Source organism: Rhodococcus sp. AC861 (assembly GCF_979256035.1).
Genome location: NZ_CEEDMW010000002.1, coordinates 450,516 through 465,869 on the forward strand (window position 1 = coordinate 450,516; position 15,354 = coordinate 465,869).

Sequence of the window (15,354 nt, forward strand, 5' to 3'; positions counted from 1 at the left end):
CGCCGGCCAGATTTCGGAGCGTGCCTCTTGGTCACCACCATCACCCCCGGTACGGGAGGGACGCCGACTGCGACGTCCCCTGCACCGGTACCTCGGAAGCGATCGAGTCGACGCATCAGCGCGCCGTACATCCTGATCGCTCCCGTCGTCCTGCTGCTCGTCGTGTTCATCTTCTATCCCGTCGGCAGCGTCTTCTACTACAGCCTGCAGTACTACAACCCGACCACGCCGTGGGAGAACGGGTTCGCGGGCCTCGAGAACTTCCGACTGATGTTCGCCGACGAGCTGTTCTGGACGTCGTTGCTCACCACCGGCAAGTGGGTCCTGTTCCAGGTGGTCTTCCAGCTGGTCCTCGGGCTCGGACTCGCGCTCCTCGTCAACGAGGTCTTCCGCGGCCGGGGCCTCGCCCGAGCACTGGTGTTCTCGCCGTGGGCCGTGTCGGGTGTTCTCACCACCGGCATCTGGCTACTCATCTACAACCCGTCCACAGGAATCTTCAAGCTGTTGGGCGACATGGGGATCGGAGACGGTACGGCTGCTCCTATCGCGGATCCGGACACCGCGTTCTGGGCTACCGGCGTCGCCGAACTGTGGCGCGGAGTTCCGTTCTTCGCCATCCTGATTCTCGCCGAACTGCAGAGCGCACCGAAAGATCTCTACGAGGCGGCCAACGTCGACGGAGCGAGCCGGTGGCAACGCTTCCGATTCGTGACGCTCCCGCACCTCAAGGCGGTCATCATTCTCTCGACGTTGCTGCGCGGCGTCTGGGAGTTCAACAACGTCGACCTCCTGTACACCCTCACGGCCGGCGGGCCGGCGGACGTCACGACCACACTGCCGCTGTACGTCTCGCAACTCGCGATCACCGCGCAGGACTTCGGATACGGATCGGCGCTGACCACGGTCGCGTTCCTCATCCTGCTGTTCTGCTCGATTCTGTACCTCCGCCTGAGCAAGTTCAATGCCGAGAAGGGCTGATCGACCATGACGACTACTGCCGATCGCCCCACGATCACCGCGTCGGAAAGCACCGAACCTCCACTGCGCGTGTACAAGACGAAGCCTCGCTATCTCAGCGTCGGCCTCCCGCTGGCCATCTACCTGCTCTTCACCCTGGTGCCGTTCTACTGGATGATCGTGTTCGCCTTCCGCCCCGCGGAATCGAATTCGATGCTCCCCTGGCCCATCACGTTCGAACACTTCGACACGGTGTGGAACACCCTCGGGTTCAGCTTCTTCTTCAAGAACTCGATGATCGTTGCGGCGCTGTCCCTGGTGCTCACCACGTTCGTCGCTCTCGCCACCGGATATGCACTGGCTCGCTTCAAGTTCCGGGGCAGACTCGCCCTCGTCATGGCACTGCTGTGCAGCCAGTTCGTTCCTGGCGCGATGTTGCTGATTCCGTTGTTCGAGATCTTCCGTGAGATGAGCCTGATCAACAATCTCGGCGGCCTGATCTTGGCCGACACAGTCTTCCAGCTCCCCCTCGCCGCCATGCTCATGGCCGGCTTCATTGCACAGATCCCCGTCGAACTCGAAGAAGCCGCGATGGTCGACGGGTGTTCGCGTCTGAAGGCGTTCCGCATCATCATGCTCCCGTTGCTCAAACCCGGCCTGATCGCCGTCGGCTCGTTCGCCTTCATCGGCAGCTGGAACAACTTCCTCTTCGGTCTGATGTTCATCAGCAGCCAGGAGAAGTTCACGTTGCCCGTCGGCCTCAGCTACACCATCGGTTCGTACAACGTGGACTTCGGCGTGCTCGCTGCCGGTGGCCTCATCGCCGCCGTTCCCGTGGTTCTCGTCTTCGCCGTCATCCAGAAGTACCTCGTCCAGGGCCTGAGCGCCGGCGCGGTCAAGGGCTGACCGGACATGCGAATCCCTCACCAGCCTTCCATCCAAGGAGTGTCATGAAGCCTCTCGACCGGAGGACGCTGCTGCGTACCTCCCTCATGGGTGCGGTCGCGACCCTCGTTCTCGCGTCGTGCAGTTCCGAGACATCGCTGCCCGACGGCGCACTGGGCGACCCGAACAACGCCACACTGACGTTCTGGGACAACAATGCGGGCCCCGACCGGACCCCGTTGTACGAGGAGCTGATTCGCAGGTTCGAAGCCGCGAACCCCGGCATCGACATCGAATACGTCGGATTGCCCTCCGACAGTGCGCAGCAGAAGTACCAGACTGCTCTCGCCGGCGGGTCGGCTCCCGACCTCGGCATCGTGTCCACCGCGTACCTCGCGCCGCTGGTGGCGCAGAATGCCGTGATCCCGCTGGACGACTTCCTGGCAGCCTCGCCGCAGCGCGACGAGTACGACACGGGGATCCTCCAGTCCGCGCGCGAGTCCGGAGGCGGAGACAACGTCTATGGACTGCCGTACACGAGCAACAACGCCACCCTGTGGTACCGCAAGGACTGGTTCGCCGAAGCCGGGATCGAGCCGCCGGACGACTACGACGAGTTCTTCGACGCCGCCGCGACCCTGACCGACAAGGACGCCGGCCGTTACGGTTTCACCATCCGCGGCGGCGCCGGGTCCATCTATCCGCTGCTGCAATACATGTTCGCCAGCACGGGAACCACTGCCTTCTTCGAGGACGGTAAGTCCACGTTGAACAGACCCGAGATGGTCGAGGCGATCGAGAAGTTCGCCGCGCTGTACGACGTCGACACTCCGACCGCCGACGTCAACAACGGGTTTCCCCAGATGGTGGCCAGCTTCGGCGGTGGATCGGTGGGCATGATGCAGCACAACCTCGGCTCGCTGAGCAACCATCGTAAAGCCATGGGCGAGAACGCCGGAGCTGTAGCACTACCGCGGAACGAGAACGGCGTACGCACCATCATGACCGACCCGTTCCCCTCCTACACCGTCTTCCGCAGCAGCCCCCACCAGGCAGCCGCTTGGAAGTTCCTCGAATTCATGACATCGGCGTCATCGCAGTCGTACTGGAACGGTGCAGTCGGGCAGATCCCGGTCAACAAGGCAGCACGAGCGGCGCCGGAGTTCGATGCGATGCCGTCGGTCCAGGCGGCGCTGACCGCTCTCGACGATCCGGCCACGGTCCTGGTCACGCCACCCGACTACCTCTCCGACTTCGGGAAGATCGTCCAGGTACAGATGGTCGGCCAGTGGCAGAAAGTCCTGATCGGCCAGCTCAGCGCACAGGATTTCGCCGACGACTTCGCCGAGAAGCTCGACCGCTCTCAAGCCAAGTACGACGCACGCAACGGCAAATGACGCACGCCGCACACGAAAGAAAAGGGTCGATCCCGATGAGCGCAACTATCGAGCGCGTGAGCGTTCAGGTATTCAAGACCGAAGCTCGCACCACGGTCGATTCGTACGGTCACCGTCACCCGGGGCCGTCGGCGCAGACCACGCAGGCTCTGCTGTCGATCACCACGACCGACGGCGCGGTCGGGCGGGTTCTGGGCAAGCCCAATTATCTCCGGCGCGATCAGATCGAGCAGCACGTCGGCCCGGTTCTGGTCGGATCCGATCCCTTGGCGCGTGAATCGTTCGAGAAGCAGTTCGCCATCCGCCAGCGCACCCGGGCAGTCGAACTACCCGAACATTCGCTGAGCTATGTCGATCAGGCACTGTGGGATCTCGCAGGCGTCATGTTCGGCACCCCGGCCTGGAAGCTGCTCGGCGGGGCTCGCGAGAGCGTGAAGGCGTACGCCAGCACGATGTGCGGGGACTCGCTGGACGGCGGACTGTCGAGTCCGCAGGACTACGCGACTTTCGCGGTGGAGCTGAAAGCGCGGGGCTACACCGGAATCAAGCTCCACACCTGGATGCCGCCGCTCGACAATGCGCCGAACCTCGCTCGGGACATCGAGGCGTGCGCCGCGGTGCGGGATGCGGTGGGACCCGACTTCTCGCTGATGCTCGACGGATATCACTGGTATTCACGCACCGAGGCGCTGACTCTCGGGCGTGAACTCGACAGGTTGCGCTTCGACTGGTTCGAGGAGCCGATGGACGAGTTCTCACTCCGCTCCTACAGGTGGTTGTCCGAACAGGTCGCGACGCCGGTGATAGGTCCGGAGACCGTTCCCGGCCGCCACCGTTCGCGTGCGGAATGGATAGTCAACGATGCGTGCGACATTCTCCGGGTGGGGGCCATGAACGGAGGCGGCATCACACCGGCGCTCAAGACCATGCACATGGCGGAGGGCTTCGGGATGGAGTGCGAGGTGCACGGGAACGGCGCACCGAACCTGGCGCTCGTCGGAGGCTCGAGCGTGGCTCACTGGTACGAGCGCGGGCTACTGCACCCGCTCGTCGACTACGACTGGGTACCTCCGCACCTTCTGTCGATCGTCGACCCTGTCCGCCCCGACGGAACGGTTGCCATGCCCCTCGCTCCAGGGCTCGGCGAGGCCGTCGATCTCGACTACGTCGCCGCAAACCTGGTCGAGGAGTACTGAGTGCCGACGGTTCAAGTCGACGAACCGGAGTCGCCCTGTGATATCGGGTTCGGAATGGGGAATAGTGTCCTCATGGCGACACGAGACACGACTCCCTCGGTAGCGGATTCGCAGCCGGTGAAGTCCGCCGAGCGGACCATCCACATCCTCGAGACGCTCGCTGCGTCGCCGACGCGCATGAGCCTCGGTGAACTGCAGGAGGCGTGCAAGTACCCGCGCTCCAGTCTGCACGCACTATTGCGCACGCTGAAGGACCTGAGATGGATCGAGGCGGACGAGTCCGGATCGCGATACGGCATCGGCACCCATGCTCTCCTTGCCGGGACGTCATACCTGGACAAGGATTCCGTCGTCGGTCGCGCTGCGGCAGTACTGGAGACACTGCGCGCCGAGATCGGTCACACCGTGCACTTCGCCCGCCGGGACGAGTCGAGCGTCATCTACCTGGCCAGCCGAGGATCACGAGCGGAGGTGCGTCGGATGCACCGAGTGGGTCGCAAGCTGCCGTGCCATGCCACCGCACTGGGTCAGGCTCTGCTCGCCGAACTCACAGATACCGAGGTTCGTGGACTCCTGCCGCCTGTGCTGGAACAGTTCACGGACGACACGATCACCGACCCCGACACGCTGATCGCCGAACTCGGCGACGTCCGCGCGCGGGGATGGTCCCTCGAGAAGGAACAGGGGACCGCCGGCATCGTGTGCGTGGCCACGGTTGTGCCCTACCGGATACCCGCCACCGACGCGCTGAGCGTGTCCATGTCGGCCGACATTGCGTCGTATCCCGCCGAGATCTCGCGCATCGCCGACGTCTTGACACGCCACGCTGCCGCCTGGGCTCGTGAGATGCGCACCGAAGGCATCCGCTGAAAGTCAGCGGACGCCGCGCAGGATGCGGTCGGCGTGCCGGATCACCGGCGCGTCGACCATCCTGCCGTCGACCGTGAAGACACCACGTTCGGTCGAGGCCGCAGCGACGACTCGTCTCGCCCAGTCGACCTGGTCGGCGGACGGGGTGTAGCACTCGCGGATGACGGCTGCCTGCGACGGGTGCAGTGCCACCTTCGCGCCGAATCCGACAGCGACGGCGTCCTCGGATTCCGCACGCAGACCCTCGAGATCCGGGATGTCGAGATATACCGAATCCAGCGCCAGGCGCCCGAATGCCGATGCCGCCAGCAGGGCTGTCGATCGGGCATGGACAGCGACGTCGCGATAGCGGCCGTCGCCCCGGCGTGACGACGCGCCCCCGAGAGCCGCGATGAGGTCTTCCGCGCCCCACATCATCGCGACGCATCCGTCGGTCGCGCAGATCTCCGGCGCCCGCAACACCCCGAGCGGAGTCTCGACCAGCGCAACGACCGACAGCGGCGCCACTGCCCGGACATCCTCCGCCGATTCACATTTGGGCACCATCACGTGCCGGTATCGCGTCGTGAGCACCGCAGCCAGGTCCGCATCGAAGTAGGGCGTCGACCGCGGATTGATCCGGACGACAGTCCTCTCCGGATCGAGCGGGGTGTCGAGCATCGCCTGACGCGCGGCATCCTTGTCCGACGCGGCGACCGCGTCCTCGAGGTCGATGATCACGACGTCGGCCGCGGCGGCGGCTTTCCCGTAGCGCTCCGGCCTGTCGGCGGGACAGAACATCCAGACGGGCCCGGCATCGATCGTCATCGCGCGGGATCCAACTGCACGAGCGTCTTGCGCACCGCCCGAGCGACGATGTCACCGCGCTGGTTGCGGCCCGTGTGCTCGAAGGTGACCACACCTTCGCCCGGCCGCGATGCCGATTCCCGCTTGTCCGCGATGAGTGTCTCGGCATAAAGGGTGTCGCCGTGGAACATCGGCGCCGGGAAGCTGATCTCGGAGAATCCGAGGTTGGCGACGATCGTCCCCTGCGTCAGTTGCGCCACCGACAGGCCGACCAGTGTGGACAGCGTCCACATCGAATTGACCAGTCGGTCACCGAAGGTCGTGTCCGCGCTGTACGCCGCGTCGAGATGCAGCGCCTGGGTGTTCATAGTGAGGGTGGTGAACAGGACGTTGTCCGCCTCGGTGACGGTGCGCCCGGGCCGATGTTCGTAGACGGTGCCCACCGTCATCTCCTCGAACCACAGGCCGCGCTGCACCACTCGATCGCTCACAGGCCCAGCTGCCGTGCGATCAGCATCAACTGCACCTCCGTGGTGCCCTCGCCGATCTCGAGGATCTTACTGTCACGGTAGTGACGGGCGACGGTGTACTCGTTCATGAAGCCGTACCCGCCGTGCACCTGCGTCGCGTCCCGCGCGTTGTCCATCGCGGCCTCCGAGGACACGAGCTTGGCGATGGCTGCCTGCTTCTTGAAAGGCTTGCCCGCCAACATGAGTGCTGCCGCGTCGTAGTAGGCCGTCCTGGCCGCGTACGCGCGCGCCTCCATCCGCGCGATCTTGAACGCGATGGCCTGGTTGCGCCCGATCGCGGTGCCAAAGGCTTCGCGCTCCTTGGCGTACTTCACGCTCTCGTCGACGCAGCCCTGCGCGACGCCGGTCGCGAGCGCGGCGATCGCGATACGTCCCTCGTCGAGAATCTGCAGGAACCCGGCGTAGCCGCGCCCCTCGTCGCCGAGGAGGTTCTCCAGCGGCACCCGGACATCGGTGAACGACAGCGGGTGCGTGTCCGAGGCGTTCCATCCGACCTTGTCGTACGCGGGGCCTGCCTCGAACCCCGGTGTCGACGTCGGCACCAGGATCGATGAAATCTGCTTGCGACCGGCAGAATCCGTGCCGGTCACCGCCGTGACGGTCACCAGCGAGGTGATGTCGGTGCCGGAGTTGGTGATGAACTGCTTGGACCCGTTGATGACCCAGTGGTCGCCGTCCCGGACGGCGGTGGTCTTCGTACCGCCCGCGTCACTGCCGGCACCGGGCTCGGTCAGCCCGAAGGCGCCCAGCGCTCGGCCGGAGGTGAGCTGCGGGAGCCACTGCTCCTTCTGCGCGTCGGTTCCGAAGCGGTAGACCGGCATGGCGCCCAGGGACACGCCCGCCTCGAGGGTGATCGCGACGCTCTGGTCGACCTTGCCCAGTTCCTCGAGCGCGACGCACAGGGCGAAGTAGTCGCCGCCCATGCCGCCGTACTCCTCGGGGAACGGCAGACCGAACAGGCCCATGTCCGCCATGCCGCGGACCACCTCGTACGGGAAGGTGTGGTCCTTGTCGTGCTGCGCCGCAACAGGTGCGACGACCGTCCGAGCGAAATCCCGGACCGATGCCGCGAGCTGTGCATACTCGTCGGGCAGAACGCCCGCCAGTGCTGATGTCATGATCGACCTTCCTCGCCGCTCGTCGTCACACGTGCGAGCACGTGGTTCACCGTGACCTGATCGCCGCGAGCGACCAGGAGTTCCACCACACCGTCGGTCGGTGCGGTCAACGCATGTTCCATCTTCATCGCCTCGACGACGACCACCACCGACCCGGCGGTGACATGGTCACCGTCCGCGACCTCGACGGCGATCACCGTTCCGGGCATCGGACTGCGGACCGACTCGTCGAGCTCCGACTCGGCGCCGTCCACCAGATCCACCTCCGCCGCCGGCGTCATGTGCCAGACGCCGCGCGCACCGGCCAACCAGAGCGACCCGTGTTCGGTTGCCACGGAATACGACTCGCGCCGACCGCCCAGAGCGATCGTCAACCGGTCGCCGTCGACGTGCGCCGTGAGTGGTCTCTCGTCGCCGCCGTCGACCGCCACGGTCGCGTCGGTGGGAGTACCGACGATGGTCACCGTCCGCCGACGGCCCGCGTCCTCGACCACGATCGTCGTGGGTGCTCGTCGACCACCCAGTCGCCACCCGCCGCGGTCGGACCACGGATCGGCCGCACTGTCCGGCCAGTCCGCGCACCATCGGTACACCGCTGCCGCAGCGGCCACCTCGTCCGGCGCCGTGGGTGCCGCGTAGTCGGGCGCGACACGGTCGAGAAGTTCGGTATCGAGCTCTCCGGCAACGACATCGGGGTCCGACAGCAGGTAGGACAGGAAGTCGACGTTGGTGCCGACGCCCATGATGGCCGTCTCGCCCAGGGCCCGCCGCAGGATGCGCAGTGCCTCCGCACGATCGCGCCCGTAGGAGATGACCTTGGACAACATGGGGTCGTAGTCGCTGCCGACGACGGTTCCCACCGACAGCGACGAGTCGACGCGCACTCCGTCGCCCACCGGTTCGTGGAGTCCGATCACGCGGCCTCCTGTAGGAAGGAACCCGTTGCCGGGATCCTCCGCGTACACGCGGGCCTCGATCGCATGCCCGGTCAGCGTGACGTCCTGCTGGCGTAGCGCCAGGTGCTCGCCCGCCGCCAGCCTGATCTGCAGTTCGACGAGGTCGACCCCCGTGACCATCTCGGTCACAGGATGTTCCACCTGCAGACGGGTGTTCATCTCCATGAAGAAGAAGTCGTCCGGGGCGTCCGCGGAGACGATGAACTCCACGGTTCCCGCGCCCACGTAGTCGACGCTCCGTGCCGTCGCGCACGCAGCCTCGCCGATGCGGGTACGGGTGGCCTCGTCGAGAAGCGGAGACGGCGCTTCCTCGATCACCTTCTGGTGCCGCCGCTGCAGCGAGCACTCCCGCTCACCGAGATGGATGACGGTCCCGTGAGCATCGGCCATCACCTGGACCTCGATGTGGCGCGGGCGCAGAACGAATCGTTCGAGGAACAGGGTGTCGTCACCGAACGAGGACGCCGCTTCCCGGCGCGCACGGATCAGGGCGGGGCGCAGGTCCTCGTCGCGCTCGACGAGGTGCATTCCCTTGCCGCCACCGCCTGCGGACGGCTTGATCAACACCGGATAGCCGATGTTGCTGGCTGCGGCGACCAGGGCGTCGTCGGACAGTCCGGGCTCCGCGATACCGGGGACCACGGGAACGTCGAAGGCAGACACCGCCTTCTTCGCGGTGATCTTGTCGCCCATCGTCTCGATCGCACGCGTGGGCGGCCCGATGAAGGTAATGCCGTTCTTCTCGCACGCCGCCGCGAATGCTGCGTTCTCCGAAAGGAATCCGTATCCGGGATGGATGGCGTCGGCACCGGACGCCAGCGCCGCCTCGATGACCTTGTCGATGTCGAGGTAGCTCTCCCTGGCGGGAGCCGGCCCCAGTCGTACCGCGGTGTCCGCAGCCCGCACGTGCAGAGCGTCGGCATCCGCGTCGCTGTACACCGCGACGGAGCGGATTCCCATGGTGCGCAACGTCCGGAAGACCCGGACGGCGATCTCGCCGCGATTGGCGACGAGGACGGTGTCGATCGTTGTCATGGCAGTGCTCACATCCTGAAGACGCCGTAGGACACCGGCTCGAGCGGTGCGTTGGCACACGCCGACAAGGCCAGCGAAAGAACGGTTCTGGTGTCGGCGGGGTCGATGATGCCGTCGTCCCACAGCCGAGCCGTCGAGTGGTACGGGTTTCCCTGCTCCTCGTATTGGCGACGGATGGGCTCCTTGAAGTTCTCCTGGTCCTCGTCCGACCACGGTTCGCCCGATGCGGACCGCTGATCGCTGCGCACAGTCGCGAGCACCGACGCCGCCTGCTCGCCACCCATGACCGAGATGCGGGCGTTCGGCCACATCCACAGGAACCGGGGCGAGTACGCGCGTCCGCACATCGAGTAGTTGCCCGCGCCGTAGGAGCCGCCGATCACGACAGTCAGCTTCGGCACCCTGGCACAGGCCACCGCGGTGACCATTTTCGCGCCGTGCTTGGCGATGCCCCCGGCCTCGTACTCCCGGCCGACCATGAAGCCGGTGATGTTCTGCAGGAACAGCAACGGCACCGACCGCTTGTCGCACAACTCGATGAAATGTGCTCCCTTGACGGCGGATTCGCCGAACAGCACACCGTTGTTGGCGACGATGCCGACCGGGTGTCCGTTGATGTGGGCGAACCCGGTCACCAGCGTGGTGCCGTACTCGGCCTTGAACTCCTGGAACTGCGCACCGTCCACGAGACGGGTGATCACCTCGTGCACGTCGTACGGCGTGCGGGGGTCGGTGGGAACGACGTCGTACAGCTCGGTCTGGTCGGCAGCCGGCCGGGGAGTGCGGACCTCCCACGGAGCCGGCGTGCGAGGACCGAGCGTGGCGACGATGGCGCGGACCCGGCGCAACGCGTCGCGGTCGTCCGTCGCGAGATGATCGGTGACACCGGAGATCTTGGAGTGCACGTCGCCGCCGCCGAGATCCTCGGCCGTGACCACCTCGCCCGTCGCGGCCTTCACCAGTGGCGGGCCACCGAGGAAGATCGTGCCCTGGTTGCGGACGATGATCGCCTCGTCGCTCATCGCGGGCACGTAGGCGCCGCCGGCGGTGCAGGACCCCATGACCGCGGCGATCTGCGCGATTCCCTTCGCGCTCATCGTCGCCTGGTTGAAGAAGATGCGGCCGAAGTGCTCACGGTCGGGGAACACGTCGTCCTGCATCGGCAGGAACGCGCCGCCGGAGTCGACCAGATACACGCAGGGAAGGCGGTTCTGAAGTGCGATCTCCTGCGCACGGAGGTGCTTCTTGACCGTCATCGGGTAGTAGGTGCCGCCCTTGACCGTGGCGTCGTTGGCCACGATCATCACCTCGCGCCCGGACACCCTGCCGATCCCGGCGATGACCCCCGCACCCGGGCACGCGTCGTCGTACATGCCGTTGGCGGCCAGCGGGGCGATCTCGAGGAAGGGACTCCCGTCGTCGAGAAGCGTGTCGACGCGGTCACGCGGGAGCAGTTTGCCGCGAGCGACATGACGCTCGCGGGACGCCTCGCTACCCCCACGGGCAGCCGACGCCATCGCCGCGGCGAGCTGCTCGACCAGCGCGCGATGGTCCTCGCGCCTCCGTGCACGTTCGGATCGAACGCCGTTCGCCACCGTCATGTCGCCGCCTGTCCATCAGTTAACTCCCGTTAACCAGAACAGTAAACGATGATTAACCGAAAGTCCACGGCGGCATCAGTGGTGCTCGACGACCAACTTCCGGAACTTGCTTCCCTGGAACACGATGGGATCGACGCCCGAATGCACCTCGAGCGCATTGATACGCAGCAGCACGATGGCGTGGTCGCCAGCCGGGATCTCCTGCTCGATCGTCGTGTCGAGCCACGCGGATGCACCGTCGATGAAGATGGCTCCTTCGGGCGTCGTCTCGATGGTCAGACCGGCGAACCGGTCACCCGTCTTCGCGGCCAGACTTCGGGCCGCGACGTCGTGCGCCTCACCGAGGACGCTGATCCCGATATGCGCCGCACCCGTGAACTTGGGCCACGTGGTCGACGTGTTCTGGATGCAGACCGCGACCAGCGGCGGGTCGAGAGACACGGACACGAAACTGCTGGCCGCCAGCCCGACCGGGACATCGTCGATCCGTGCGGCGATCGCGACGACCCCGCTGGGGAACGTGCCGTAGGCCTGACGCAGCGTCGCCTGGTCGAGATCGGAGGAGGTGGTCGGAGTCATGAACTCAACGGTAGGGCCGCGAACACCCCTCCGCTACCACCCGGCCGTCCGAACTGGGCAAGCTCACAGCGCCACGATTCGAATCACGCCGAGCGGAACGGCTCCCGCGCTACTCGCACCGGACGATGGGCACCGGGTCGTACTTCACCGTGCGCGTCTTCCGCGAGATCTCCGAACCCGTCGCAGCGTCCGAGATCACCCGGGTGTCACTCGTGGTGAACCCCGGGGCACCACTCGACGCGACACACTGCTCACCGCGCGGCAACCGGACCGTGTCCGGAGTCGTCGGCCGCGTGCGATCCCCCGTGATCGACTCGACGTCGACGGTCTTCGTTCCCCACAGTCGGACCGTGACCGACGACCCGTCGGCAAAGGACTCGATGACCACGCCGGTGTCCGCCGGGTTGCGGAAGACCAGGTCGATGGCCCCTTCGAAGACCGTCGCCTCCCGCGCCTCGGGATAGCGGCTGATGTAGTAGCTGTGCTCGGTGTGGTCGACGTCGTCCATGCCGCCGAAATACCCGGCGTTGTAGAGGGTCGTCGCGAACTGGCTGATGCCGCCGCCGACCGCGCGATCCGGCCGACCGTTGTCGATGATTCCCGACTCCACGAAGCCCTGTGCCGTTCCGCGCGGACCGGTGTACCCGTTCAGCGAGAAGCTGTCGCCCGGCTTCACGACGGCGCCGTTCACGAGTCGTGCGGTCAGGCCGATATTGACGCCGGATGCGTATTCGAATCCACCGGTCGTGTACTCGCTGATCACCTCTCGGATACCGAGCGCGTTCGCCGCGTCCGTGGTCAGCGCTGCAGGCAACGGTCCGTACTTCGCGGCGGTGGACCGTGCGTCACCCGATCCGGCGAGCAGGGCGGGCAGATCGGTCAGAGTCGACGGCCAGTCGATCGCCGTTCCGTCGACCGAGGGCACCACCGTGGGAGAGCCCGAGGAGAAGTCGAAGCGGGCATCCACCGGACGAACCTCGGTCTGCGCCACCTGCGGGGCAAGCAGCCGTGTCGCGGCCTCGACGTCGTACGCCGGCTCGAGTCCACCGTCGCCGTCGGGCGCGAACGTCAGCACCTCGCCGACACGGTCCGGTGCCAGCGTCGCGACTGCGCCGTTCGTGCCGGTCACCAGCACGGGGTCCGACACAGCCGGTTCGGCGATGTCCGTCAGCGCCGTGTCGACCGCGTCCGCGTCGACAGCGACCTCGTCGCCCGACTCGACGACGGGAAGATCGAGCGGACCGCCCTCTGCCCATCGGTCGACGAGTACCGCGGAAGCACCAGCGGCGTCGAGCGTCCGGCCCTGGACCGGCTCGACGGCACGCGGCACTCCGCTCTCGATGACGATGTCGCCCTCGACGGTCACCCGGTCGAACTGCGGCGCGAGTCCGGACACCGCCGCGGTCAGCGCCGCCTCGTCGACCGTCGACACCACACCGATCTCTCGCGATCCGAAGAACGACGCGATCCTGGTGACAGGCGAGAGTGGCTGATCGCCCGCGCGCGCCACCGTGGCAGCCCAGTCGATCTCCAGTCCGGCAGCGGACGGAACCACGGAGGCTGTCGTGTCGTCGACACGCACCTCGACGGGTTGCGACGACCGATCACCGAGTGCCGAGCGCAGAGTGGCCTCGCCGTCGGCGGGGCTGCGCCCACCGACGTCGATCCCGGCGACGGTGACGCCGCGAGGAAGTTCCCCGATCGAGGTGATCTCGTCCGCGGCGTACAGAACGACGCCCACGGCCAGCACTCCCCCGGCGATCAGGGCTGCAAGGCGAACTCCGGACAGTCGGGACGGATCGGAATCGGGTCGGTGCGCGCCGCGCTCCGGTTCGTTCTCGGTCACCCGGCTCCTGTCATGTCGGCTCTTCTGGGGGCCCAGTCTCGTGTTCGAGCCTACCGAGCACGGAAACGGCTCCGCACTGCTGCCGGGTCGGGGGTCAGGCAGCAGTGCGGAGCCATCCTGAGTATCGCCGCCGCCCCGGAAGCGTTACACCCTCGCAGAAGTGCAGCTCACGCGTCCCAGTCGACGCTCGCCGCCATGCCCTGCAACCGCGCCCGACGAGCAGGGCTGCTCTCACCGACCCACGCGATGAGCCCGTACACGTGCGCCCGGAAGTCGGGCAGCTCGTCGCGATTCTGGGCAGCGGCGCCGGTCCGGGCAGCGTTGTGCAGCAGCGCCCTGAGGTCGTCGTACCGATCGCGCGGGACCGCGGCGGACCGATTGACGACCAGACCGGCCAGCGTCTGCCGGGTGTGCGACCGGCGGACGTGTGTCTTGGCGGCGTTGACCTGGAATCCTTCGTCGAGCGCAATGTGTTCGAGCGCCCACAGGAGCGTCCCCACATCGGTGGACGACGGTCCCGACAGCGCGAGATCGTCCGCATACCGCGTGTAGGTGAGGCCGCGAGCACGAGCGAGACCCGCAACTCGACGGTCGAGCCGACGGGCCACCAGGTTGGCCACGGCCGGCGACGTCGGCGCACCCTGCGGTAGATGTGGTGTCCGCATCACCGCGGCTCGACGCGTGGTCAGCCTCGACACCTCGTCCACCGGCATCGCGGTTGTGCAGATTCCGGCCAGCAGGGCCGCCACCTTCGAGGGATACCCGCAGGCTTCGAAGACCGCCCGCACGCGCGGGGCGGTGACCGTCGCGAAGAAGTCGGCGAGGTCCACGCGGACCACCACGTCCTGCTGCTCGTGGGGTCGGGCGAACGTCACGGCGCTGCGCCCGGCACGGAAGCCGTGCGCAGCGGAGTGCGGGTCGACGTGGTCGACGATGCGATGCAGCACGCGGCGCTGCATCTCGCGCATCCGCGGCTTCGGCACCTCCAGAATCCGAATGTTCCCTAGATCCGACCGGCCTCCGGCCTTCCCGCCCGCCTTCTTCGGCACCTCGACCGCCCGGTAGTGCCGCAGCGGCGGCGCAGCGCGTCGGAGCCATCCGCCGAGGTCGGCGAACCAGTCGAGTTCAGGGACGGTCACATCGAGTGACGCTGCGAGGTCCGCGGGCGTCGCGATCTCGGGGACGCCGAAGCGGTAGGGGCGGATGCGCGGCGGCGGCGTGGGAATGAACGGTCGTCCCGGATAGCCGATGCCTTCCAGCAGCTCTACCGCTGCCTCGACACTGTCGGGTGCGTCGCGGACAGCGTCGGACAACCGGGTGATGAGGGTTTCGATGTCGAACCATCGGTCGAAGGGTCCGAGGGCTTCGCCGAGCTCGACACCGGTCCACGGCAGGTCGACGAGCCGGGGCGCGATCCTGCCGATCAACCGCGAACGCCAGAGACTCTGCACGGCTAGGCGGCCCGGTGTGCGGCGGTGCGGGGCGACCGAAGACTGTCGTCGTCGTCGCGCGGAGGCACGCGGAGCGTGCTCGGGCGCGTCGGAAGCAGTGACCGGTTCTGTGAATGTTCCCGAGGGTTTCCCTCGAGTCGGGTCTCG

At 66.8% G+C, this 15,354-nt stretch carries 13 protein-coding genes; 5 read left to right on the top strand and 8 right to left on the bottom strand.

Annotated elements, in window-relative coordinates:
• Positions 1–27: 27 nt before the first annotated feature.
• The 5 genes from AC0IX4_RS07570 to AC0IX4_RS07590 all read left to right on the top strand — a co-directional run bounded on the left by AC0IX4_RS07570 (position 28) and on the right by AC0IX4_RS07590 (position 5,305).
• Positions 28–978: a carbohydrate ABC transporter permease gene (locus AC0IX4_RS07570; protein WP_042576151.1), complete on the top strand. Its 951-nt coding sequence runs from the start codon at positions 28–30 to the stop codon at positions 976–978.
• A gap of 6 nt (positions 979–984) precedes the next feature.
• On the top strand, positions 985–1,863 hold the full coding sequence (locus AC0IX4_RS07575; RefSeq protein WP_471828580.1) for a carbohydrate ABC transporter permease: 879 nt from the start codon (positions 985–987) through the stop codon (positions 1,861–1,863).
• A 44-nt stretch (positions 1,864–1,907) separates the two neighbouring features.
• The gene (locus AC0IX4_RS07580; RefSeq protein WP_471828581.1) at positions 1,908–3,239 is read left to right on the top strand and encodes an ABC transporter substrate-binding protein; all 1,332 of its coding nucleotides are present in this window, start codon (positions 1,908–1,910) and stop codon (positions 3,237–3,239) included.
• A 56-nt stretch (positions 3,240–3,295) separates the two neighbouring features.
• On the top strand, positions 3,296–4,435 hold the full coding sequence (locus tag AC0IX4_RS07585; RefSeq protein WP_471828582.1) for an enolase C-terminal domain-like protein: 1,140 nt from the start codon (positions 3,296–3,298) through the stop codon (positions 4,433–4,435).
• A 72-nt stretch (positions 4,436–4,507) separates the two neighbouring features.
• Positions 4,508–5,305, top strand: coding sequence for an IclR family transcriptional regulator (locus AC0IX4_RS07590; RefSeq protein WP_042576345.1), 798 nt, complete (start codon positions 4,508–4,510; stop codon positions 5,303–5,305).
• 3 nt (positions 5,306–5,308) lie between these two features.
• Here the strand turns inward: AC0IX4_RS07590 and AC0IX4_RS07595 are convergent, their stop codons facing one another.
• The 8 genes from AC0IX4_RS07595 to AC0IX4_RS07630 all read right to left on the bottom strand — a co-directional run bounded on the left by AC0IX4_RS07595 (position 5,309) and on the right by AC0IX4_RS07630 (position 15,183).
• Positions 5,309–6,112, bottom strand: a complete 804-nt coding sequence (locus tag AC0IX4_RS07595) for an HpcH/HpaI aldolase/citrate lyase family protein (RefSeq protein ID WP_471828584.1) — start codon at positions 6,110–6,112, stop codon at positions 5,309–5,311.
• Positions 6,109–6,582, bottom strand: coding sequence for a MaoC family dehydratase (locus AC0IX4_RS07600; protein WP_331386546.1), 474 nt, complete (start codon positions 6,580–6,582; stop codon positions 6,109–6,111). Before AC0IX4_RS07600 ends, AC0IX4_RS07595 begins: the two co-directional genes overlap by 4 nt.
• Positions 6,579–7,739, bottom strand: coding sequence for an acyl-CoA dehydrogenase family protein (locus AC0IX4_RS07605; protein ID WP_042576156.1), 1,161 nt, complete (start codon positions 7,737–7,739; stop codon positions 6,579–6,581). The genes AC0IX4_RS07600 and AC0IX4_RS07605 overlap by 4 nt, the downstream gene beginning before the upstream one ends.
• Positions 7,736–9,730, bottom strand: coding sequence for an acetyl/propionyl/methylcrotonyl-CoA carboxylase subunit alpha (locus tag AC0IX4_RS07610; protein ID WP_042576347.1), 1,995 nt, complete (start codon positions 9,728–9,730; stop codon positions 7,736–7,738). The genes AC0IX4_RS07605 and AC0IX4_RS07610 overlap by 4 nt, the downstream gene beginning before the upstream one ends.
• Positions 9,731–9,738: 8 nt before the next feature.
• A complete protein-coding gene (locus AC0IX4_RS07615; RefSeq protein WP_042576157.1) occupies positions 9,739–11,331 on the bottom strand; it encodes a carboxyl transferase domain-containing protein in 1,593 nt (530 codons plus the stop codon).
• A 75-nt stretch (positions 11,332–11,406) separates the two neighbouring features.
• Positions 11,407–11,910, bottom strand: coding sequence for a flavin reductase family protein (locus AC0IX4_RS07620; RefSeq protein WP_042576158.1), 504 nt, complete (start codon positions 11,908–11,910; stop codon positions 11,407–11,409).
• 109 nt (positions 11,911–12,019) lie between these two features.
• Positions 12,020–13,756, bottom strand: a complete 1,737-nt coding sequence (locus AC0IX4_RS07625; RefSeq protein ID WP_471828585.1) for a VanW family protein — start codon at positions 13,754–13,756, stop codon at positions 12,020–12,022.
• 167 nt (positions 13,757–13,923) lie between these two features.
• Positions 13,924–15,183: a reverse transcriptase family protein gene (locus tag AC0IX4_RS07630; protein ID WP_471828586.1), complete on the bottom strand. Its 1,260-nt coding sequence runs from the start codon at positions 15,181–15,183 to the stop codon at positions 13,924–13,926.
• Positions 15,184–15,354: the final 171 nt, after the last annotated feature.